Source organism: Mucilaginibacter sp. Bleaf8, assembly GCF_018390515.1.
Taxonomy (GTDB): Bacteria; Bacteroidota; Bacteroidia; order Sphingobacteriales; family Sphingobacteriaceae; genus Mucilaginibacter.
Window position 1 is genome coordinate 173,460 of sequence record NZ_JAHBBK010000004.1, and the last position, 22,820, is coordinate 196,279.

Here is a 22,820-nt window from a genome sequence, read left to right on the forward strand (position 1 = left end):
AATCAGTTACGTTATGATATTAATTAATGATTAAAAATATTTTCACCCCTAAAAGATTTTTTCTGGGCCGATGGATAGCCCCGGTACTGATTTTACTTTGCAGTGCGTTTGTTATTCCTGTTAAGCCTGTAAATACAATTATTTTACAAGACGAGCGCCTTACGGTAAATCCGCAGGAATTTTACATACAGCAGGTAACGGATGAGCGCGGCCCAGGCCGGGCAGTGGCCAATTTAATTACTGATGCCACAACGGCACAAAAGCAAGCCGTTGATTTGGAAGGCGGAACGGCAGTAGCGATACGTAAGTTTATTAGTCATAACCTGCCGGCTAATACCGCGTTGAGGCCAGTGGTAGTTCGTATCAACGAACTCAAAATTACCGAAACGGCTTTGCCGGGGGGCAGGATAGAAGGTAAAGTAAGCATCAATCTGGCCTTTGACCGTAAGCTGGGCGATGATTATATTTATCTGTTGAGCTACAAAGGCTCGGCCCGGTACATTCGGCCCGATAAACAGCAGGATGTAATAGAGGCCACCTTACGCCGCACCCTCGTCAACGGACTGGTATACCTTAACACCTGGATGAACCGGGAAGCTGATACCAATCCAAAACTGGCTAAGCGCGTAAAGCTTACCATTACCGACTATACAGATAACACCGATCCTGATACGATTTATTATAGCCCTAAGCGCCCGCTTACCTGGGATGATTTTAAAGCCAGGCCAGCTACAGGTGGCAAGTATGCTGCAGAGGTTTTTCCAAGTATTGCTTTTGACGAAGAGGTAGCGGTTGTAAACAGTGTAATTGAAGTTAGGTTGCGCATGAAACCTTACCTGCCTAAAAGTGCCAGCTGGGTACGTAATGGTTACCGGGATGATTACACCCTGAACCATGAGCAGCGGCACTTTGATATTGTAAAGCTGGCGGCCGAGCATTATAAGCGGCACTTACTTACCCAACAACTGCCCATTACCAATTTTGATGGTGCCATACATGCCGATTATCTGGATGCTTTTAGGGACATGAATAATATGCAGCAACAGTATGATGATGAAACCCAGCATGGTATCAATCAGGCTGCTCAAGCGCAATGGAATGAGCGGATTGATAAAGAGTTGAAAAGCCTGGGTGTTATCAAATAGCCTCAGCGCTGGTGCATGGATAAATTTGCAAGAAAATATAAAAGGGTTAACCTTACCAGTTAACCCTTACTTTTTATAGGTAGATGGATGTAGAAACTTATTATGCGGCTAACTGCCGTTTAATCTTATTTAGCAGATTGTTGATATCAAATGGTTTGGCAATGAAATCATCGGGAGCGCAATCTTGTTTCAGTACATCCGAAACGTTGTGGCTTGCCGAAATCATTATTACCGGGATGTTGTGTGTATGGTTTTGCAACTTTACATTTTTGCACAAATCACGGCCATCTATATTGCCAAGCATAATATCCAGCAAAATTAAATCAGGAAGTCGCTGTTTTATTTTGTCTAAAAGTTGTGTTCCGTCTGACAACGTCTCAACCTCGTAACCAGAATCTTCCAAGATAAATTGCAGTACCTCTAAAATGTCTCGGTCATCATCCACTGCTAATATTCTGCTCATATTGGTCTGAAAATGTATCTAATAATAACTAAATCAGCATAGGTTGAAACCACTGTATTTAGTGTTGTCTGTGCCTACTCTTACAAATTGTAAGCCACGATTTTAACATTATTTTAATAACTCACTTTTATACACCCGCTGCTAACGAAATAATTAACCGAACCCGCCGTTGTAGGTGATATCGTTATTATATAGGCGCCTATTGAAAAATATTGGTAATAACGGTCATGTTTATTCACACGAAATGATGAGTTATTAACATTTGTAGAATTTTTATCGGTAAGAGGAGTAATTCTTGGATGTTCACTTTTTTAGACAGCTATTTCATACACTTCCGCTTAAGGGGTGTATAATTAATATACACTGAACAATTGCATAGCTTTGCAGTTGTAACAACTACTTATATAAACTATGATAAAAAGAAAATTTGCCCTGGCTTATCTTATTGCTGCCGTATATGGCTGCTTATTTAGTGATTTGCTTTATGCACAGGGAGTAAGTTACAAAGAATGGTCTGCTAAAGTTACAGCCGCTTTGCCCGATAAATCTACTGATGCTATTACCGTTGAATCTTTTGGTGCCGTAGGCGACCAGGTAGCCGATGATACCAAAGCATTTCAGGCCGCATTTACTTACGCCCGCGATCATGGTTTATCTGTTGTAGAACTGGGCAGCGGCAAAAAATACCGCATCAGCGAAAGTATAAATATTGATTATCGTGGTAAAGGCCAGCTGGAGCGTAAAGGCGTACAGGTAAACGGAAACGGTGCATCCATTTTCCTGGCGGTAAAAGGCGGCAATCGTGGTTATTTTGCATTTAATATCCTTACCGACGCGCGGCCGCAACAAAATACCAAGTTCAATATCAACAATATTTGGTTCTTTACCGATAATGTAAACCGCCCTAATGGCATCTATAATTCATACGCTTGTTTTACAAGTATCAACAACTGCGTTTTTTACCAGTTGGCTACTGCCGTAAAGTTTGACTATGCTGGAATGTGCCGGTTTAACGATTGCTATTTTTGGGGCTGTGTTGATGGTATTAAAACTTACCGCTGCAAAGACAGCTACATTGATGGATGCCATGCTTACAGTTGCGACAAGGCCTTTACGCTGGAGGGTGTGAATAATGCCGGATCTGACGGTAATGTGTGTATTGTAAACAGTGTTGCGAACGCCAGTACCCAGTACAATTTAAAAATGAAAGGACTGTATACGCCAATGATTGCAAATTGCGTATTCGAGCAATCGCCCATGAACATGTCTATCCAGTCGAGCCAGTTTGGTAAAATGAGCAATGTGTTTTGCGGCCCGGGTAATGTGGAATTTGTATCGAGCGGTAGAGATTTCAGTAACGATTACTGGAATATAGCCAACCTGGATGCGCAGGGTAAAGTAGCCTTTAACGGTTTAAAGTTTAGCAATGTAACCGGCTTTAAAGTGCATGGTGTAGGTTCGGGAAACAACCCGGCTAACGCAGCAGTGCAGTTAAACAATTGCGACGAGGTGAACTTTTCGGCTTTAACCGTGCGTGACAGCCGCGATCGCCTGGCATATGCCTTATCAATTGCGCCTAATTGTGGTTCTATAACCATTTCTAACCTGATTGCAGACCGGAGTATATATTTGCAAGGAAATGCCAACCAGCGTCCCGGGCGATTTATTGTTTCAAGTGCTATTATTAACGGTGGCGTAGTATCCGAAGATAAGCGGTTTAAACCGACCGAGATATTCGAATATATTAACAGCGGCTCCAATACTTTTTTTAGTAATAAGCCAGGAAGCAAGTAAAAATAGAAAAGTCCGGTACGCAATAGCGCCGGACTTTTTTGTTGATTATAAATTGCTGTAATTACCTGTTTTAGCTTTTGACGTAAACTGCTTACATAAGCTTTTAAACAGTAAAATAGCACCATAAAAAAAGCAGTTATGCTAATTGCACAACTGCTTCACTCTGCACTTCATTCATACCCACATTACTGTTTATATAAATGCAAACTGTGTGCCTTTTGTTTAATTAAATAGAAAGTTTTTTAATTGTCTATTTTGCATCTGATCAAAATCGAACCCAATAAATACTGATGTGCTATTTTATTTCCTAAGCTTCCGTTCATTATTTAGCTGAAGCCGTATACAATTGGTTAAACAGTAGCTTGAATGTACTGTGCGACTGTGCCCGGAAAGTTATTTCGGGCCCGAACACATATAGCTTTCCGTTGCCAACAGGTGCTACAAAAGCAGCCACATTACCTTTTAGGTATTTTTGCCCCCAGGCCCAACCACTGCGCAGCGGCTTATCACTGGTATAAGTAGCTAAAGGTTTAATGCCCTGTGAGGTTGCGTCTGCTCCTAATTTAAATACTGGGCTGTTATCAAACATCACATCGCCAATGGCAGGCATACCCCACGTGGCAGGCTGCGTAATGTTATAGCTTACCTGCAATACGCTGCCCGGAATATAAAACTTATCGCCCGGCAGCGGTTTTTCTTTTCCGTTTACCGTTTCTGTAAGGGCATTGCTTACAGGCAGGTTTAGTTGGTAAGCCAAGTTAGCACTACTGCCGATAGTGACGATGTTACCCCCCGCTTCCAAAAATGCTTTGAGTTGTGGAATTGATTTTTCGGGAGTGATACGGCCAGTCCAGCTGCGATATTCCTGTGGCAAGTCCTGGGCTGCGGGCTGGCGGTTAAAGTATTCATTTGCAGTATTGCCTTCACGGCGTGGGGCTGGTATAGCGCCACCCACAAATACAATTACATCGTACTTGCTTTTTAAATTGCCGCCATCAATTTCCTGCGGATAAATCAATTTGAATGGAAAGTGATACTGCTCCATCATCCACCGCACCCATCCCGACGGGATGCTGCCGCCATACGTGTCCCACAACGCAATACGTAGCGGCGCTATTTTAACGGTGCCTTTAGGTGCTTTATTTACGGCTTTAATTTGCATACCCAAACCTGCATCCATTGCTAATGTGCTTTTGGCCGTGGCTGAGTAGGGAATATAAAAAGCTCCTGCATCCTTGCCTGCTTTGTTTATCCGGTATACTTCGGCCCCGGCTTTAATCAGGTCATTCACTACAATAAAGCTGTTGTTTGTACCCGTATTCAGCATATAGCCACCTTTGCTAATGACAGGCATCAATACTTTGGATGGTGATTGCAGTTCGCCATAAGGCAGGCGGGTAAATGGTCCGTCAAAAGCATTCTGCAAGCGGTCAAACTGCACGCCCATTTGGAAGGCCAGCGTCCATCCGGCATTATCATACGGGCGGACGGGCGGGCCCCCCGGATACTGAAAATCATTCGGGTGGTCCTGCGGTTCAAACATATCCAGCACATGCGGACGGAATGCCTGATCCGTTTTCACAATATAAGATCCGGCCGGGTACTTTTTGCCGGCAACCGTAAAATCGGCGCTGGCCTTGTGAACCACAATACCCGCCCTGATGAGTGTATTGATAAACTTAACTGCTGTGGGAAAATCAGTTTGATTGGCCGGTATGATATACCCACGCGGATCGCGCAAGGTAGGATCTTGCAATACTTTTTCGTAATACTTTACCGGCACGGTACCTCGGTTGGCCGCTGTTGCCGAGGAAGGGTTAGCGGCCTGGTCGGCTTTATACGCTGCGTTGATGGAGTCTACACGTTTGGGCGATAGTGCCCAGTTATCATGGCTGCCCCGTTCTATAGAGTTTTTGCCCATTCGGTAGATATTGTACAGTAGTATATCGCGCTGGCGCGCAGCATAGTTCAGCACGGCATAATTCAAAGATACCGAGTAATCAATGGATTGCTTAAAATGCCAGGGCTGTGGTGTAACGGGATAAGGTGTGTTACTGTTGGGGAGTAATCGCTCGGATACCAACGGTACTTCGGCAGGCGTAGGGTTACCTATTATCTCGGTTAACAGGCCTACCATGTTATGAAAGTAAGTGGTAGTACGTAAGCCGCCGTTCCACCAGGTCGAGAACATAGTGCCGTTCCGTTCCGTATAGCCGGGTTTGTTTTCGGCATTCAGGCGGCTGCTCATGGCAGCGCCCAGCGCATCAATACTGGTTACCAGCAAAGGATCGTACACATAATTGAACGGATCGCGATAAGGTGGCCCGGCCACTACTGATCCTGCCGGACCTGTTTGATGGTGGTTGTACACAATCTGCGGCAACCATTCCAAATACTGCTGGCGGGCTATGTTCTGCGTTTCTTTCATGTTCATCATATAGAAATCGCGGTTATTATCATGGCCTATGTATTTTTCATATAGCCGCGGAATGTTCATATTCCGCTTTTTAGGATCAGGCTGCCCCATGTACCAGTTCGAGATAATTTCTTGGCCATCGGGATTGGCATGTACCATCAGGATGACCGTGTTATCCAGTATACGCATGGTTTCAGCATCGGTTCGGGTAACCAGTTCGTAGGCGGTTTTAATAAGTTGGTGTGTACCTACGGTTTCGTTGGCGTGTAAACCGCCGTCAATCCAAACAATGGCTTTACCTTGCGCGGCCAAGCTGTGGGCCTGCTCGTCGGTTAGGTTCTCGGCGCGTGCCAGCCGGCGTGAAATATCCTTGTATTTGTCGAGGTTCCTGATGTTTTCGGGCGAGGATACGATGAGCATGTACTGATGCCGGCCTTCTTCGGTTAAGCCAATATCAACCAACTTAACCCGGTTGGATGCAGCCAGCTTTTTAAAATAAGCCTCGGTTTGTGTATAGTTGGCCAGGCTGTAATCGTCGCCAATGTCGAAGCCAAAATGTGCTTTTGGTGTGGGTATGGTTTGTGCTTGTACGCCTGCCGAAAGCAGCAATGCAGCAACAGCCATTGTAACTAAGTAGCGGTGTTTCATTCAGAAAGTTAAAGAGTGATCAGGAAAGCACAATTTAACTTTCTGCAGTTACAATAGTATGTAACTTTTTTGTGAGATGCTGTTGAATGTCAGCATATAAAAAGAAGCAGAGTTACCGGATTTTAAACATTCTCAAATTCTTTATTACCCACCCTGCGGTTTGAAAAGAACAGGCCAACGCTCATAATAATGCTGGTAGCCAGTACTACTACAAACAGCAAACCTGTTTCAATACCCGGCAGCTTCATACTGGCAGGTAAATTATAAAATAGCAGTACGCTTATCAGGCCACGCGGCACAATCACCAGTTCGGGCATCAGGTCGGTTTTGGATACCAGCTTGATGTATATAAAGCGGATTACATAAATAGCCAGTAAAATAAGCCCGCCAATGGTTAGTACCGACCATTTTTGTAATTGATCGATATCCATGGTGAAACCAAAAATGGCAAAAAAGAACGTACGCATCAGAAATGCGCTCTCGGCCGAAAGCTGGTGCAGTTGTTTCAAGTCGATAGACAGGCCGGGGTAGATAAAGTATTTCCTGAACCAGGGCACCCTGATCTGATTGGCGTTGTTTAAAAATAACCCCAATGATAGCACAATGATAAGCGACGACAAGTGGTACGACTGCCCGATGGCATAAACCAAAATCAAGATGGCAATAATCAGGAAAAACTTAACATGGTGCGTTATACGGCCAATCAGGTACAGTAAAAACAGGCAAGCACCTACAGCAAAGGCAAGTATGGTAGTCAGCTCGGCACCCAATTTAGCGAAAGACCCTATACTGATATGCTTGTTGCTGAGTATGAAGTTGAATAGCACTACCGTCAGGATATCCGAGAATGAGGATTCGTAAATAATAAACTCCCTTTTTTGCTTATTGATGCTGGCGGCCGATGGAATGGCAATAGCCGAACTTACGACACAAAACGGAATAGCATTCAGAAAACACCGGTAATAATCACTGCCGCTCAGTTGCCAGAATATCCACGAAATGGTAAACGTAGTGCACAGCAAAATAATAAGTGCCGAAAAGAAAGACTTTTTTATCACTGCATTTTTTTGCGGCGAATACTTTAATTCCAACGCGCCCTCAAATACAATCAGTATCAACCCTAGGGTACCCAGCGTAGGTAGTATGGCGCCTATGTTAAATACCTTAATATCAAAATAGGTAACCAGCTGTTTGATGCTTACGCCCAAAAAAAGCAACAGTAATACCGATGGTATACGGGTTTTGCCCGCAAACAGATCAAACAGGTATGAAAATATAATCAGTCCGCTCAGGACAATTAAAATAGTATAGGTGCTCAAATTACAGGTAAGTTTATTGGCTTCTCAAAAACTCCAGCGTCAGGGCCCATGCCTGTCGTGATGCTTTTTCGTTAAAGCTGTCGCGCTCGTCGCAGTTAAAGCCATGATCGGCATAAGATATTTTTACATTCACATATTCCTTACCTGCATCTTTTACAGCCTTAATTACCGTGTTGATGCTTTCATCCGGGATGTGCTTGTCCAATCCGCCCCAGAAAAACAAGTGCGGCCCGTGCAGGTTAACCGCTTGATCGGCCAGTTGCTCAGTGCGCCCGCCGTAGTAAGATACCGCAGCTTTTAACGGCAATACTCCGTTAGCTAAAAACGATACCCGCCCACCCAGGCAATACCCTACGCTGTAGATAGCATCTTTATTAATGTCTTGCTGTACAAGCCAGTTATAAGCAGCCTGCAAATCTGCTGACATGCCTTCATTGGTTAGTGCCTGCATATGCGGCATTACCGCCGGGAAATCACTGTAACTGCCTGTAAAGCCCTGGGGTGCCGTACGATGGAACAGCTCGGGCGCTATGGCAACATAACCTTCACGCGCAAACCTATCGGCCACGTTACGGATATGGCTGTTTACACCAAATGCCTCCTGCAAAACCAGGATAGCTGGTGTTTGCTCGTTACGCTCCTGTGGGTAAGCTACATACGCAGCCATAGTAGTACCGTCACTTACCTGTAGGTTTATATAACTTTCTTGTGTGTGGGTCATACTGGTCAAACCGGGAAAAGATTTAAATGTTCAGCTTAAAATATCATTTGAATGACAAGATTACTGTTTTGACAAAACTCTAAAGCCTTATATTAGTTTGGATTATAGCTTTGACAACATTATGGCCAATCTATTTTCTCCCTTAAAAATAAAGAACATTGAGTTCAAAAATCGTATTGTGGTTTCGCCTATGTGCGAGTACTCCAGTACCGACGGTTTTGCTAACGACTGGCACCTGGTGCACTTAGGCTCCATGGCCGTTGGCGGTGCTGGTTTAATTATCACCGAGGCTGCCGCAGTATCGCCCGAAGGCCGTATTACCTTTGCCGATCTGGGCATATGGAAAGACGAGCACCTGCCAAAACTAAAACAATTAGTTGATTTTATAGAACAGCAGGGTTGTGTAGCCGGTATACAACTGGCCCACGCCGGCCGTAAAGCCAGCCATACAGAGCCCTGGAATGGTGGTAAGCAAATTCCTTCAAATGAGCCTAACGGCTGGGCAACAGTAGCGCCAAGTGCCATTGCTTTTGGCCATGATGCCGAAGCGCCCGTTGCACTGGATGAAGCCGGTATAGCCAAAGTAAAAGCTGATTTTAAGGTGGCTGCCCAACGCGCTTTACAGGCTGGCTTTAAGGTAGCTGAAGTGCATGCTGCACATGGTTACTTGTTGCATCAGTTTTTATCGCCTTTAAGCAACCAGCGTACTGATGTGTATGGCGGCTCGTTCGAGAACCGGATACGACTGGTTTTGGAAGTGGTTGAAAGTATACAGGAAGTTTGGCCGCAGGATTATCCGCTGTTTGTACGCATTTCGGCAACCGATTGGACTGAAGGCGGCTGGATGCCCGAAGAGTCGGTTAAGCTGGCTGGTATTTTAAAAGAGAAAGGTGTAGATTTGATAGACTGCTCCACCGGCGGCAATGTGCATGCGCAGATTCCGGTAGGGCCGGGTTACCAGGTGGAGTTTGCAGAGCAGATTCGCAAAGAGACTGGTCTGATGACCGGGGCCGTAGGTATGATTACCACCGGGCAACAGGCCGACGAAATTATCCAGTCTGGCCAGGCCGACTTGGTTTTCATCGCCCGCGAGTTTCTGCGCGATTTGCATTTTCCGTTGCGTGCAGCCCATGAGCTGGGTTATGATATTAAATGGCCGGTACAGTACGAGCGCGCCAAATGGCATTAAACAATTTTAAAACCGATACATAAACTAAAACAAAAACAATGAAACGTACAGCAAATGCACATTGGAATGGTACTTTAAAAGATGGTAAAGGCGAATTAACCACCCAAAGCACCACCTTAAATAAAACACAGTACTCGTTTAAAACCCGTTTCGAAGAAGGCGTAGGTACCAATCCTGAAGAGTTGATCGCTGCTGCCCATGCCGGTTGCTTTACCATGGCGGTTGGCGCTGCTTTGAGCCAACAAGGATTTACACCCGGCGACCTGACCACCGATGCAATCCTGGACTTGGATATGGCTGCCCTGAGCATTACCGGTATTCACCTGGAGCTGAAAGCTTCGCAAATTGAAGGCGTATCAGAAGAGCAGTTCAAAACCGTAGCCGAAGAAGCTAAAAAGAACTGTATCATTTCTAAAGCTCTAAGCGTTCCATTTACACTGAATGTAACTTACGGCGCGTAAGCCCCACCCAACCTTCCCCGGAAGGGGAGGGCTTTGAAAAACATATCGTTATGTATTAGAATACCGAAGCTTTACACTTCGGTATTAATTTTTCTAAACTATAATATTGAAAGTCTCCCCTACCGGGGGAGATTTAGAGGGGGCTTTATGGCACGTTCACGCATCTCGTTAACTCTCGTTTTTTTTATTGCTATTTTCGGCTTCCTGATATTTATGTTCTTTTACATGAAGCACCAGTTTACGGCCGTGCGTACCGAGGTATCTGAAGATGTAATGGTAGAGAAGATTACCAGCATGGGCAAGCTGGAGCTGGTTAAATACAGCATGAAGGATGTGATTGAAAAAAAACAAGTACACACCCTGCTGCCCGACGAGCGCGTACTGTTTGTGGCAGTAGGTGAGGTAACGGCGTGTATAGATTTAACCAAAATCACCAAGCAGGATATTAGCCGCAGTGCGGGGCAAGACACCGTTATAGTTAAACTGCCAAAGCCGGAGATATGCTACGTAAAACTGGACCATCAGCGGTCTAAAGTTTACGACATTAGCGGCGTTATTTTACCCAGCACCAGCAAAGCTATGGTAGAGGATATTTACAAGGTGGCCGAAAAACGCTTGCTGGATAATGCCCGTGAAATGGACATAACAGGCAAAGCCCGACAAAATGCCCAAACCATTTTTAAACCCCTGCTCGAAAATATATCCGGTAAAACCGTTATGCTGCAATTCAAGTAAACGGCTTAGCTGGCATTTTGCGCCCGCTGTTGTCGCCGTAGCCAGATGTGGCCTATGTTGCGCGTTGGCACGTTATCACCCAGCAGTTTACCCCACGGCTTCAGGTCATCAATACGGTCAAAGACAATCTTAAGCACCGCAATAAACGGGATAGACAGGAACATGCCCGATATGCCCCACAAAGCGCCGCCCATCAGTACAATCACGATAGAAATTAAAGCGTTGATTTGCACCTTAGAGGATACGATGCGCGGTACCAATATATTGTTATCAATAAACTGGATAAACAGGTAAGCGGCAATTACGCCCAGCTGGGTCGAATAACCATCCTTGGTAACAGTAGCCATTAGTATAGGTAAAGCAATGGCAATAATACCACCAATGTAAGGCAGCATATTCAGTAAAGCCCCAATAACGCCTAATAGTATAGCATATTTCACATCCAGGATCATAAGCGCTATGGAATTCATAACGGCCACAATCAGCGTTTCAGTAAGCAACCCTATGATATAGCTTTGTATGGCAGCCTTGGTTTCCTGCAGTATTTCGGCAACGCGGATAGAGTTTTCTTCCGAAAATACCTCGAACAGGAAATTGATGATGAGCGTTTTATATAACAACATTAAAAATACATACACCGGTATCAGGAACACCACACTCAAGGTACCCAGCACGGTATTAATAGTTTTGCCCACCAAAGCCTTGCTGTTGTTCATGGTATCCTTAACGAAGGTAGCCTGCCGTTGGGTATCTACACCAAAATGAGCATAAACATAATTCTTCAGGTCATTTACTATCTGTGCAAATTTGGCTTTCAAAGTAGGCAGCGTGTCGCTGAATGAGGCAATTTGCGATGATAGGAAATAGAACAGCCCGGCAATCACAATTAATGCCAGCAGCATGGATAATATAATGGAAAAAACTTTGGGTATACCCACCTTTTGCAGTTTATTCACCAGCCGGTTAAGCAGCACCGCAATAAAGGCAGCAAAAGCCAATGGTATTAATATATCGGCCAGGCTATTTAATACATAAACAAATAGTATTAATCCGAATAAAATAACGGTGGCTTGAAGGAAAAACGGGTATTTTCTGGTTTCCATAGTGTGTGTTGATATTTACATAAGCAATAATATTTACTAAAGTTTTGAAATAGAAAAAGCTGCTCTGAACAGAACAGCTTTTTCTATTATTTAAGTATTCTCTACCGGGGAGAGGCTATTATTTCAGCACATTTCTCCAGCTTACCAGATCGCCAATAATCTTATCCAGCTGATCGGCAGGAACACGTTCCTGGGCCATGCTGTCGCGGTGACGGATGGTTACGGTATTATCCTCCAGGGTTTGGTGATCAACCGTAATGCAGAATGGCGTACCAATAGCATCCTGACGGCGGTAGCGTTTACCAATAGCGTCTTTTTCTTCGTACTGCAGATTAAAATCGACTTTCAGCCGGTCCATAATTTCACGCGCTTTTTCGGGCAAGCCGTCTTTTTTGGTTAGCGGGAAAATGGCTGCTTTTACAGGTGCCAGGCAAGGGTGCAGGCGCAGTACGGTACGGCTGTCTTGCTTATCTTCAGTACTTAAGTCTTCCTCTTCGTAAGCATTGATCATCGTAAGCAAAAACATACGGTCTAAGCCGATAGACGTTTCAATTACGTAAGGGATATAGTTACCATAAGGCTTGTTGGTATCCGGGTCAACTTCAGGATCAAAGTATTGCATCTTTTTGCCTGAAAATTCCTGGTGCTGACTTAAGTCGAAATTGGTGCGGCTGTGTATACCTTCTACCTCTTTAAAGCCAAACGGAAATTCAAACTCAATATCATAAGCAGCATCAGCATAGTGAGCCAGTTTGGTGTGTTCGTGATAACGGTATTTTTCAGGAGCGGTGCCCAGGGCCAGGTGCCATTTCAAACGGGTTTCTTTCCATTTGTCAAACCACTCGCGCTGTGTGCCGGGGCGTACAAAGAACTGCATTTCCATTTGTTCAAACTCACGCATTCGGATGATGAACTGGCGGGCAATTACCTCATTACGGAAAGCCTTACCAATTTGGGCAATACCGAACGGGATTTTCATCCGGCCCGATTTCTGTACGTTCAGGTAATTCACAAAGATACCCTGGGCGGTTTCAGGACGTAAGTAAATTACATCGGCATCATCCGCTACGGCACCCATTTGGGTGCTGAACATCAGGTTAAACTGGCGTACATCGGTCCAGTTAGCAGTACCACTAACCGGGCAAACAATATTTTGCTCAATGATCAATTCGCGCAGGCGGGGCAGGTCTTCTGCATTCAGGGCTTTGTCCATTTCCAGCTGTAAAGCTTCGGCCTGGTCGGTTTTACCTTCTTTATCATAGCTGGCAATACGGTCTTCCAGTAACTGGTCGGCACGGTAGCGTTTCTTTGAATCTTTGTTGTCGATCATCGGGTCGCTGAAACCATCCACGTGGCCGCTGGCTTTCCATATTTTAGGGTGCATAAATATGGCCGAGTCTATACCCACGATGTTATCGTTCAACTGCACCATGCTTTTCCACCAGTAGGTTTTGATGTTGTTTTTCAGTTCGGCACCAAACTGACCATAGTCATAAACGGCGCTTAAACCATCATATATTTCACTTGATTGGAATACAAAACCATACTCTTTGGCATGGGCAATCACATTCTTAAACAGTTCGTCGGTATTTTTACTCATAACCTTGCAAAGATATTTTTTGAATTTGGAATTCGGAATTTTGATTGAGGGATTTTATTTTAAATAAAAAAGGATGTTTATCAGGCAAGCTTATATACAATTTATGAGTGTAATACAAAGCTGTATTTACGTATCAGCCTTTTTCAATAGAACGTACAGCCTGATCCAAATTGTCATCTTTGTTCAACTTCAACTTTTGCTTTAACCGATAGCGTGCCATGCGAATGCTTTTAGGTTCGACACCCAGCCGGTTGGCAATCTCTTTATTATCCAACCCCATTAAAATGTAGGAGCAGTATTTCAGATCCAACCGGGTGAGGCTGTTATCTGCGCGTTCTTGCAGGGCATCAAAAAAGCTGGGATGGATCTGGCTTAATGTCTGTTGCTGCTCGGTCAGATTTCTGTCCATCCGCAAATTTTGGTTTATAATACGGCCAATCTGCCGTGCTACGGAAGGAGAATCCGCATCAAGCGATTTTTTCTTGAGCCGTTCCAGTATAACATTCTTTTCTTCCAGCTTTAACGTACCTGCCAGTAGTTCTTTTTCCAGCCATTCCGTACGGTCTTGCAATAATTCCTGCTGTGCCTGCAGGCGTGCGCTTTCTTCTTCGCGTAAGGTAGCCTTTAATTCCGCTTCCTGCTTTTCGAGCGCTAATTGCTGTGCTTCGGCTTGTTGTAAAAGTGCCAGCAGCTTGGCTTCTTCTCTCTCTTGTTCTGATAGTTGCTTTTGCTGCAGCGAAGCCTTTAACTTATAATGGTATGAGCTAAGCAACAAGATCAATAAGATAATGCTTGCCGATCCAATGGCTATATACAACCAATTCAGTTGTTTGTTATAATCAGCACGTTCACGCAACCTGGCTATCTCATTCTCTCGCTGTACCGACTGGTATTCTTCTTCGAGTTGCTGGGTTATGGCCAGCTTTTGGGCATCAAAAACTCTGGTATAAAAGACGGTGTATTGCTTGTAGTAGGCCAAAGCCTTAGCTGTATTGCCGCTTTGTTCGGCTACGTTGGCCAGTCCAAGCATCAATCTGCTCCGGGTAAGATCAACGCCGGGTGCTGCGCTCTTCAATTCAGCAATGCCTTTTTGCAAATATTGCTCGGCTCGGGTAAAGTTCTTTTCGCGCAGCGCATACTCGCTCAGTATGCCATAGCTGTTTGCAATAACTTCTTTGCTATTGGTTTGCCGTCCGATAGTCAAGGCCTGGTTAACATACCGGTAGGCACTATCTTTACAGCTGGTGGGGAAGTATTTAAAGTAGCTGTTGGCCATGTTTAAAGCAATAGCCGAGGCATTGCTTTGAATTAAAACCTTCTCTTTGTTTCGCCGGTAAAGGTTTATCGCCTGCCGGTAATAAGCTAAAGAGGAATCAAGCAACATTCGTTTAGCTGTATCTCTTTCAAAAGCAGAAAAGAAACCGTGTGCTATGGTCATGTAGCCTAATAACATATTATCGGCATTGCCACTAAGCCTTGCTGTTGCCATGCAGGCCTTTGCATATTTACGCTGCTTAAGTGTATCGCTGCCATACGCATAAATACTGGCAATGTAATGGTATATCAACGTTCGGTAACTTAAAGAGCGCTGGTCATTCTGCTGTTTTGCCAGTTGTTCGGCTTTTAAAAAACCGGCGATAGATTTTTCGTTGTTGCCTTTCACCATCTCCAACCAGCCTTTTCTAAGCCAGGCGTAGGATGCTAATGCCGGATTTGAGGTGTTACTTGTTGCTTTTACCGCACTGTCAATATACAGTTCGGCACGTCGCTGCTGGTCTTTTTGGATGAACAGGTAGCCCAGCGTGGCATAGCAAAATGCCGTAGCGCCCTCATCTTTATTTTGCCGGGCTGTTAGCAATGCCTTTTGTGCAGAATTAATAGCACGATTCATGTCTTTCTCATAACCAACACGTGCCAGTTCGGCCATAATTACAGGCTTCTCTTCTTTAGGTGCTTGGGATAATGCCTTTTTGAGTGAGTCAATATAAAGTGTTTGTGCTGCAGCATTTACAGCATGCATACAGATAAGGACAAAAAAGAAAGCAGTAGTCTTTTTACAGCACATATTAATAAGGTTGTAGTTAAAGTATAGTACTTTTTAAAGGTTTTGCTAATTGTAACACAGTAGTTTACAAAAATGTTGTAGATAATTTGTAGACGCGGACCTGCTAAGGTGTAGACGCAGTGTAGACGGCTGATTTTAAGCAGTTAATAAGCAAGCGCTTAATTTTGGACATCATTAACCATAAAAAACAAAAGCTATGTCAAAAAAAACAATGGCCGTAGTTGCCTACATCACTATCATCGGTTGGGTAGTATCTTATCTGGAGTATAAAAAAAGCGTAGATAAAAGTCCTTTGGTTAATTACCATCTGGGGCAGTCGCTCGGGTTAATTATTTTATCCTTTGCGCTTGGAATAGTTATGGGCGTGCTGGTTGCAGTAATACCGGGATTGTATATCGTCTCTTATATCATCAGTATTTTGTCATTAGTACTTTTATTGATGGGTGTAATTGCAGCTAACAATGAAGCATTTAAGCCGCTGCCTATAGTTGGGAGATTATTTGAAGGCAAATTTGATTTTTCGAAAAGTTAACATACCTAATATCTTATCCTGGACAAAAGAGGGTTCCGTAAGGAATCCTCTTTTTTGCTTTAAGGCATAGTTACCTGATGCTGTAGCAAGATGTTTATAACCAAACATCAAACAAAAAGCGCCTGTTTGATTTAGTTATATTGAATCACATTTATAATTTAGCCAGCTATGAGTATTCAGGTTGAAGGTTTGACTAAGATTTACGGTACGCAAAAAGCGGTAGATGCCATTAGCTTTAGTGCAAAGCCTGGCGTGCTGGGCTTTTTAGGGCCCAACGGCGCCGGTAAATCAACCACCATGAAAATGCTCACTGGCTTTGTGCCGCAAACTTCGGGTACGGCCAGCGTATGCGGGTTTGATATTGCTAAACAATCGTTAGACGTGCGCAGGCATATTGGTTATCTGCCCGAAAGTAACCCGCTGTATGCCGAAATGTACGTGAAAGAGTCGTTGGGTTTTATAGCTAATGTGCATGGCTTGCATAATCCGGCTGCACGTATTGCCGAGGTAATTGAGCAAACCGGCTTAGGCCCCGAGCAGCACAAAAAGATAGGGCAGTTATCAAAAGGGTACAAGCAGCGGGTGGGCCTGGCACAGGCTATTTTGCATAACCCTGAGGTTTTAATACTGGACGAGCCCACATCCGGGCTGGATCCAAACCAGCTCATTGGTATCCGTCAGTTAATTAAAGATTTGGGTGCAAAAAAAACGGTAGTGCTTTCTACGCATATTATGCAGGAAGTAGAAGCCGTTTGCAACCGGGTAGTCATCATCAATAAAGGGCATATTGTAGCTGATGATAGTTTACAGGGGCTGAAAGCAGCGCATGCCGGTCAATCCCTTGAAGCTATCTTTGTTAATTTAACCAACCGATAAACTACATTTGGCCCTTATTCCCTGAAATTAGTATTGATACATGAAGAAACTTTTACTCATCATAAGCGCTTGCTTTTGGTTTGGTGCCGCCTTTGCGCAAAGCGGTGATATGGCGCATGTACGTCCGGCTGTTAGCTTGGGGCCCGAGGTGGGGTTTGTGCAGCGTAGCTTGTATAATACCAGCTATGGCGCTATCGCCAAGCTCGAAATTCCGGTGGCAGCTACATTAAGTGCTACGCTTACCGGCGGGATAGACTTTATGCATATCAAAAGTTTTAATTTTGGTCAGGTACGAAGCACCGGCGGCACCGATACCTATGTGCCTGTAAGGGCAGGCGCCCGTTACTTTTTAGGCCCCGGTTTTTACGGCGAGGGCGAATTAGGTGCCGCTATTCAGATCAATGGCAATCATGATAAACTGTTTGCTTATGCCATAGGGCCGGGCTTTGTTACGCCATTAAAAAGTGATGGCAGTGCCAGTGCGCTGGATATCAGTTTCCGGTACGAAAGCTGGTCGCGCAACCGTATGCAACAGGTGGCTATTCGGGTGGCTTACCGCCTCGGTAGGTAAGGTGTCGAAAAAAATCAGCAAACAACTTAACGCTTTGATTTATTTATAATTGGTATGCTCAGTATCCTGAAAAAAGAAATATCATCCTACCTCAGTTCGTTGGTCGCTTATGTAACCATCGGCGTGTTTTTGCTGGTGCTGGGTTTGTTTTTATGGGTGTTCCCCGAATCGAGCATATTGGAATACGGGTACGCCAGCCTGGAAAGCCTGTTTAGTACAGCGCCGTACCTGTTTATTTTCCTGATACCCGCCGTTACCATGCGCTCACTGGCCGAAGAACGCCGTGAGGGTACCTTTGAACTGCTGGTAACCCGCCCCCTTACCGATTGGCAAATTGTTTTGGGTAAGTACCTGGCCTGCGTGGTGCTGGTGTTGTTTGCCTTGCTGCCTACATTATTATATGTATACTCGGTATCGGTTTTGGGCACTCCGCAGGGAAATTTGGACACCGGAGCGGTAACTGGCTCTTATATCGGTTTGTTTTTATTAGGAGCCGCATTTGTAGCCATAGGGCTATTTGCCTCATCTGTTAGTAAAAACCAGATCATTGCTTTTACCATTGCTGTTTTTATCTGCTACTTTTTTTATAGCGGGTTCGATTCCATTAGTCAGTTGCTATCCCTGCAAAACTGGGATGTGCAGGAGCTGGGTATAGCCCGGCATTATGAATCGGTGAGCCGCGGCGTGCTTGATACGCGTGATCTGGTTTATTTTATTATTCTATCTGGTTTATTTTTGGGGTTAACATTATTGGTTATTACCCGGCAAAGGCAAAAAAACCTGCGCTATACGGCTTTGCCTGCACTGCTGGCCGGATTAGTGTTGATCGGGGTATTATCAGCCCTAACCTTTACCCGTTTTGATTTTACCAGCGAAAAGCGGTTTACCCTATCCAACGTTAGCCGGGGTGTGATGGATAGCCTGCCAAAACCGGTGCAGGTAACCGTTTACTTGCAGGGTAGCGACTTGCCCGGCGGCATGAAACGTCTGCAACGTGCCACCCGCGATATGCTGAACGATTTGCAGGCTTACAGCCACCGCAAACTGCGTTTTGAATTTGCTAACCCGCTCGAGGGACTAAATCAGCAAGAGCAGGAGCAAACCATACAGAGCATGCAGGCACAAGGTATTGAGCCTACCAACCTGAGTGTTAAAACAGATAATGGCCTCTCCCAAAAAATTATCTTCCCCGCCGCGGTGATAAAAGCAGGTGACCGTGAGATAGGAGTGAAGCTGCTGCAAACCCGCATCGGCCTTTCGCCAGATGAAGTGCTGAACAATTCTATCCAAAACCTGGAATATGCTTTTGCATCCGCTATTCAAAAAGTGACCAGTGGGGGCAAGCCGCGTGTAGGTTTTACCGAAGGGCATAATGAACTGAATGATGTTCAGCTGAATGATGCTATGAAAAGCATGGCGGATGGCTTTGAGGTAGGAAGGGTAAATTTGCAGACTATCCCATTTGCTGGTATGGAAAAGCTCAAGCTTCTGGTGATCCCTAAGCCTGATAAAGCTTTTACCGAAATTGAAAAGTTTAAGATAGACCAGTACCTGATGCGGGGCGGCCATATTTTGTGGACCATCGATCAGGTAAGTGCCGAGCTGGACAGTTTGCGCGGGCATGGCGGCGAGCAGCTGGCTTTCCCTAAGCAGCTGAATCTGGATGATCAACTGTTCCGCTATGGCGTGCGTTTGAATTATGACCTGATTGCCGACCTGAACTGCGGGCAAATACCCGTTGCTACCGGCAACGTAGGCGGGCAGGCACAAATACAAATGGTGCCCTGGCTGTTTTACCCCATATTTGTGCCTATAGCCCAACATCCGCTGGTTAAAAACCTGGAAGGTATTCGCAGTGAATTTGCCGGTACTATTGATACGCTGGCCGTTAAAGGCACTACGAAAACGATACTGCTTACTTCGTCGCCATATAATAAAGGTATCACAACGCCATACACATTGTCGCTACAATCGCTTGAGCAGGAACCCGACCCGCGCCAGTTTCGCAGCCCGGTTAAAACAGTGAGTGTTTTACTGGAGGGTAATTTTGTTTCGGCTTTTCAAAACCGCCCCATGCCCGAAGGGCTGAATGAACAAATACAGGTTCTGAATAACAGCGCTAAGCCGGGGCAAATAATCGTAATCAGCGATGGTGACGTGTTTAAAAATCAGGTTGCATCGGATGGCTCGCCTTTCCCGTTAGGATTAGATCGCTATACACAGCAAACTTTTGGTAACAAAAACCTGCTGTTAAATATGGTTGATTATCTGGCCGGCAATGCCAAGTTGATTGACCTGCGCGCCAAAGAAGTAAAGCTGCGTTTGCTTAACCGTGCTCGTGTACGTAACGAAAAATTATACTGGCAGGTAGTGAACACGGTTGTGCCGCTGGGTATAGTGTTAATATTTGCTATTTTTCAACATTATTACCGTAAGCGAAAGTATGCTCATTAATTTTCCTACTTTTGGTTTGATTAATTATAGTTTATGAGATTCATTGTTTCGACATTAACTTTACTGAAGCAATTGCAGTCGGTAAGCGGCGCGTTAAGCAACAGTACCGTATTGCCTATACTGGAAAACTTTTTATTTGAGATCAAAGAAGGTAACCTGACTATATCAGCTACCGATCTGCAAACCAGCATGACCACCTCGCTGGCAGTTGAGGCTAAAGAGAACGGCCGTATCGCTATACCTTCGCGCATATTGCTGGATACTTTAAAATCATTGCCGGAACAGCCTATTGCGTTTTCGGTAGACGATAAAACTTTTGCAATAGAGATTAGCGCTGGTGATGGTAAGTACAAGCTGAGCGGCGAGAATGGCGAGGATTTTCCAAAGATTCCGGTAGTTGAAAATGCTTCATCGGTAAACCTGCCGGCATCGGTACTGGCCGAAGCCATAAACAAAACTATTTTTGCTGTAAGTAATGATGAGTTGCGCCCGGCTATGACAGGTGTATTCTGTCAGTTAGCTCCGCAATCATTAACCTTCGTATCAACTGATGCACATAAACTGGTGCGTTACCGTCGTAAAGATGCGCATGCAGCCAGCAATACTTCCTTCATTCTGCCTAAAAAAGCACTTAACCTGCTTAAATCAGCCCTGCCGAGTGACGATGTGAATGTATCTGTTGAATATAACAATACCAGTGCCTTCTTCCGTTTTGGAAATATCAACCTGGTTTGCCGTTTGATTGATGAGCGTTACCCGGATTACGAAGCCGTTATTCCGCAAAGCAACCCGAACAGATTAACTATTGACCGTCAGTCATTCTTGGGTTCATTGCAGCGTGTGGCTATTTATGCCAATAAAACCACCCACCAGGTGCGTTTAAAAGTAAGCGGGAGCGAACTGAATATTTCATCAGAAGATATAGATTTTTCAAATGAAGCGCATGAGCGTTTGAGCTGCCAGTATGAGGGCGACGATCTGGAAATTGGTTTTAATGCACGTTTCCTGATCGAGATGCTGAAAAACCTGGGCAGCGAAGAAGTATCGTTACATATGTCTACACCTAACCGTGCAGGTTTATTGCTGCCACAGGGAGGCGATGAGAACGAGGATATATTAATGCTGGTGATGCCGGTAATGCTTAATAGCTACGCATAATTATAAAACCGATTTTAAAACTAATCATACTTTGAGTCCGGCCCATCACCTTATGGCCGGACTTTTTAATTAACTCCATATAACAAATAAAAAAATAAGGAGTTATAGGATTAAAAGCCGCATGAACCGTATCTCGTCTATATATTATCTGCTAATTGTTTTCATAGCTGTCGGCATTATCTCGTCTTGTAAAAAAGGTGATGATTCAGTGCCTCGGGTATCAACCGGCCCATTACTGAACGTGGTTAATACAACCAGTGAAACCATTGATTTTTATGTGAACGGCGTGCGGCAAAATACGGCCGGTATCTTGCCTGCTGGATCAACAGGATACTTAACTGTACCATTTGGTAATCAGCAATTCGCTTTTAAAGAAGGGTTTGACAGGGTAAACTTAAGCAATACAGATACTTTATTTACGTTACCGCTTAAGCTTGATAGTTTGCCAAATATCAGGTATTCCGTATTTGCCAGTACTAACAATCGTAGTGGGGCCATAGTTACCGTTGATACGTTAATTACTGATACAACACGGAATATTTCGAGAATCAGATTTGTGCATGCGGCGGCTAATGTTCCGGCCCTGCGCATTACCATGAATGATACGCTGGTGTTTGACAATGCCACGTACAAGTCTGTAAGTACATTTAAGCGGGTAACTGCCAGATTAAAAACTATTAAAGTTTATAACGGCAGTGCTACATCGCCGCTTGCTACCCTCACTGCTACATTAGCAGCGCAGCGGTTATATACTTTGTTTGTAAAAGGATCGTTAAACGGAACAGGCGATGCTGCATTCGAAGCAAAATTGATCACTAATCAATAAAAGTTGTATGTTACATATTACACGTAGGTTTTGGTATTACATAGCAACCGGATGCTGTGTGTTTTTCATCGTAGTTACAGCATCTTGCAGTAAGGAAGAAAATACAAATGCCAGTCCATCAAATGTGCAGTTACTCATCGCTAATATGAGTCCGGATTTATACCCAGTTAATTTATTTATTAATGATGTAAGGCAAACCACTACGGGTTATAGTTACAATTCAACACCCGCTTATGCATCTGTGGGTATCACTAACCGGGGGCTGCAAATCCGCTCTTTGCGTAACGGTAATGTTTTGTTTAATATCACCGACTCACTAAGGTCCAATACCAGATACTCCTTATTTGTAACCGGTTTATTTACGGATTCCATATATCATTTATTTTTAGCTGATGATACGGCTACGCTGGCGCCGATAGGTAAGGGTGGTAAACTTCGCTTTGTTAACGCATCGCCAACAACCACGGCGTTTGATTTATGGGCAAATGGTACGCCTGTACTTAAAGCAATAAAGTTTAATACTGTATCTCCTTATGTGGTACTGCCGGCCGGTAACTACACTTTTAAAGCCTATGCTGCGGGTAACTCAACAGAACTGGCTAATGTGCAAAATGTAACCATTCGCGATGGCGGTTTATATACCATGTACTCAAAGGGGATTCCCAACCGTGCTACAAACGATACGGCTCGGCTAAGCCTGGCTTACATTACGAATAAATGATGCCGGTTTGAAATGTATTTCTA

At 44.5% G+C, this 22,820-nt stretch carries 19 protein-coding genes; 12 read left to right on the plus strand and 7 right to left on the minus strand.

Annotated elements, in window-relative coordinates; all coding sequences use genetic code 11:
- Positions 1 to 26 precede the first annotated feature (26 nt).
- Complete coding sequence (locus KHS38_RS18430; protein ID WP_213490029.1) at positions 27 to 1,145, plus strand: hypothetical protein; 1,119 nt, start codon at positions 27 to 29, stop codon at positions 1,143 to 1,145.
- Positions 1,146 to 1,245: 100 nt separating this feature from the next.
- On the opposite strand, the gene KHS38_RS18435 is transcribed toward KHS38_RS18430, so the two are convergent.
- The gene (locus KHS38_RS18435; protein WP_213490030.1) at positions 1,246 to 1,608 is read right to left on the minus strand and encodes a response regulator transcription factor; all 363 of its coding nucleotides are present in this window, start codon (positions 1,606 to 1,608) and stop codon (positions 1,246 to 1,248) included.
- A 411-nt stretch (positions 1,609 to 2,019) separates the two neighbouring features.
- On the opposite strand from KHS38_RS18435, the gene KHS38_RS18440 reads away from it, so the two are divergent.
- A complete protein-coding gene (locus KHS38_RS18440) occupies positions 2,020 to 3,402 on the plus strand; it encodes a pectate lyase family protein (protein WP_213490031.1) in 1,383 nt (460 codons plus the stop codon).
- A 322-nt stretch (positions 3,403 to 3,724) separates the two neighbouring features.
- Here KHS38_RS18440 and KHS38_RS18445 read toward each other — a convergent pair whose 3' ends face one another.
- The 3 genes from KHS38_RS18445 to KHS38_RS18455 all read right to left on the minus strand — a co-directional run bounded on the left by KHS38_RS18445 (position 3,725) and on the right by KHS38_RS18455 (position 8,506).
- The gene (locus tag KHS38_RS18445; protein ID WP_213490032.1) at positions 3,725 to 6,466 is read right to left on the minus strand and encodes a M14 family metallopeptidase; all 2,742 of its coding nucleotides are present in this window, start codon (positions 6,464 to 6,466) and stop codon (positions 3,725 to 3,727) included.
- 122 nt (positions 6,467 to 6,588) lie between these two features.
- Positions 6,589 to 7,785 carry a cation:proton antiporter domain-containing protein gene (locus KHS38_RS18450; protein WP_213490033.1) on the minus strand — a complete coding sequence of 399 codons (1,197 nt, stop codon included), beginning with the start codon at positions 7,783 to 7,785 and terminating at the stop codon, positions 6,589 to 6,591.
- Between the two features lie 13 nt (positions 7,786 to 7,798).
- Entirely contained in the window at positions 7,799 to 8,506 is a 708-nt protein-coding gene (locus tag KHS38_RS18455) for a dienelactone hydrolase family protein (protein ID WP_213490034.1), read from the minus strand.
- Positions 8,507 to 8,627: 121 nt separating this feature from the next.
- Between KHS38_RS18455 and KHS38_RS18460 the strand changes: the two genes are divergently transcribed.
- The 3 genes from KHS38_RS18460 (at position 8,628) to KHS38_RS18470 (ending at position 10,891) form a co-directional block, all read left to right on the plus strand.
- Positions 8,628 to 9,695 carry an NADH:flavin oxidoreductase/NADH oxidase gene (locus KHS38_RS18460; RefSeq protein ID WP_213490035.1) on the plus strand — a complete coding sequence of 356 codons (1,068 nt, stop codon included), beginning with the start codon at positions 8,628 to 8,630 and terminating at the stop codon, positions 9,693 to 9,695.
- Positions 9,696 to 9,733: 38 nt separating this feature from the next.
- The gene (locus tag KHS38_RS18465; RefSeq protein ID WP_213490036.1) at positions 9,734 to 10,156 is read left to right on the plus strand and encodes an OsmC family peroxiredoxin; all 423 of its coding nucleotides are present in this window, start codon (positions 9,734 to 9,736) and stop codon (positions 10,154 to 10,156) included.
- Positions 10,157 to 10,303: 147 nt separating this feature from the next.
- Positions 10,304 to 10,891: a DUF4230 domain-containing protein gene (locus KHS38_RS18470; RefSeq protein ID WP_213490037.1), complete on the plus strand. Its 588-nt coding sequence runs from the start codon at positions 10,304 to 10,306 to the stop codon at positions 10,889 to 10,891.
- A gap of 5 nt (positions 10,892 to 10,896) precedes the next feature.
- Here KHS38_RS18470 and KHS38_RS18475 read toward each other — a convergent pair whose 3' ends face one another.
- The 3 genes from KHS38_RS18475 to KHS38_RS18485 form a co-directional block, all read right to left on the minus strand.
- Positions 10,897 to 11,994: an AI-2E family transporter gene (locus KHS38_RS18475; protein WP_213490038.1), complete on the minus strand. Its 1,098-nt coding sequence runs from the start codon at positions 11,992 to 11,994 to the stop codon at positions 10,897 to 10,899.
- 118 nt (positions 11,995 to 12,112) lie between these two features.
- Positions 12,113 to 13,594: a glycine--tRNA ligase gene (locus KHS38_RS18480; RefSeq protein WP_213490039.1), complete on the minus strand. Its 1,482-nt coding sequence runs from the start codon at positions 13,592 to 13,594 to the stop codon at positions 12,113 to 12,115.
- A gap of 133 nt (positions 13,595 to 13,727) precedes the next feature.
- Positions 13,728 to 15,614, minus strand: a complete 1,887-nt coding sequence (locus tag KHS38_RS18485; RefSeq protein ID WP_213490040.1) for a helix-turn-helix transcriptional regulator — start codon at positions 15,612 to 15,614, stop codon at positions 13,728 to 13,730.
- Positions 15,615 to 15,855: 241 nt separating this feature from the next.
- Between KHS38_RS18485 and KHS38_RS18490 the strand changes: the two genes are divergently transcribed.
- The 7 genes from KHS38_RS18490 (at position 15,856) to KHS38_RS18520 (ending at position 22,797) form a co-directional block, all read left to right on the plus strand.
- Positions 15,856 to 16,191 (plus strand): magnetosome magnetite crystal formation protein family, encoded by a 336-nt coding sequence (locus KHS38_RS18490; protein WP_213490041.1) that lies wholly within the window; start codon positions 15,856 to 15,858, stop codon positions 16,189 to 16,191.
- Between the two features lie 168 nt (positions 16,192 to 16,359).
- Entirely contained in the window at positions 16,360 to 17,067 is a 708-nt protein-coding gene (locus tag KHS38_RS18495; RefSeq protein WP_213490042.1) for an ATP-binding cassette domain-containing protein, read from the plus strand.
- A 40-nt stretch (positions 17,068 to 17,107) separates the two neighbouring features.
- Positions 17,108 to 17,638 (plus strand): hypothetical protein, encoded by a 531-nt coding sequence (locus tag KHS38_RS18500; RefSeq protein WP_213490043.1) that lies wholly within the window; start codon positions 17,108 to 17,110, stop codon positions 17,636 to 17,638.
- Between the two features lie 54 nt (positions 17,639 to 17,692).
- On the plus strand, positions 17,693 to 20,092 hold the full coding sequence (gene gldG, locus KHS38_RS18505) for a gliding motility-associated ABC transporter substrate-binding protein GldG (RefSeq protein WP_213490044.1): 2,400 nt from the start codon (positions 17,693 to 17,695) through the stop codon (positions 20,090 to 20,092).
- A 33-nt stretch (positions 20,093 to 20,125) separates the two neighbouring features.
- Positions 20,126 to 21,250 carry a DNA polymerase III subunit beta gene (dnaN, locus tag KHS38_RS18510; protein WP_213490045.1) on the plus strand — a complete coding sequence of 375 codons (1,125 nt, stop codon included), beginning with the start codon at positions 20,126 to 20,128 and terminating at the stop codon, positions 21,248 to 21,250.
- Between the two features lie 121 nt (positions 21,251 to 21,371).
- Positions 21,372 to 22,076: a DUF4397 domain-containing protein gene (locus tag KHS38_RS18515; protein ID WP_213490046.1), complete on the plus strand. Its 705-nt coding sequence runs from the start codon at positions 21,372 to 21,374 to the stop codon at positions 22,074 to 22,076.
- Between the two features lie 145 nt (positions 22,077 to 22,221).
- A complete protein-coding gene (locus KHS38_RS18520) occupies positions 22,222 to 22,797 on the plus strand; it encodes a DUF4397 domain-containing protein (protein ID WP_213490047.1) in 576 nt (191 codons plus the stop codon).
- The last annotated feature ends 23 nt before the right edge of the window (positions 22,798 to 22,820 follow it).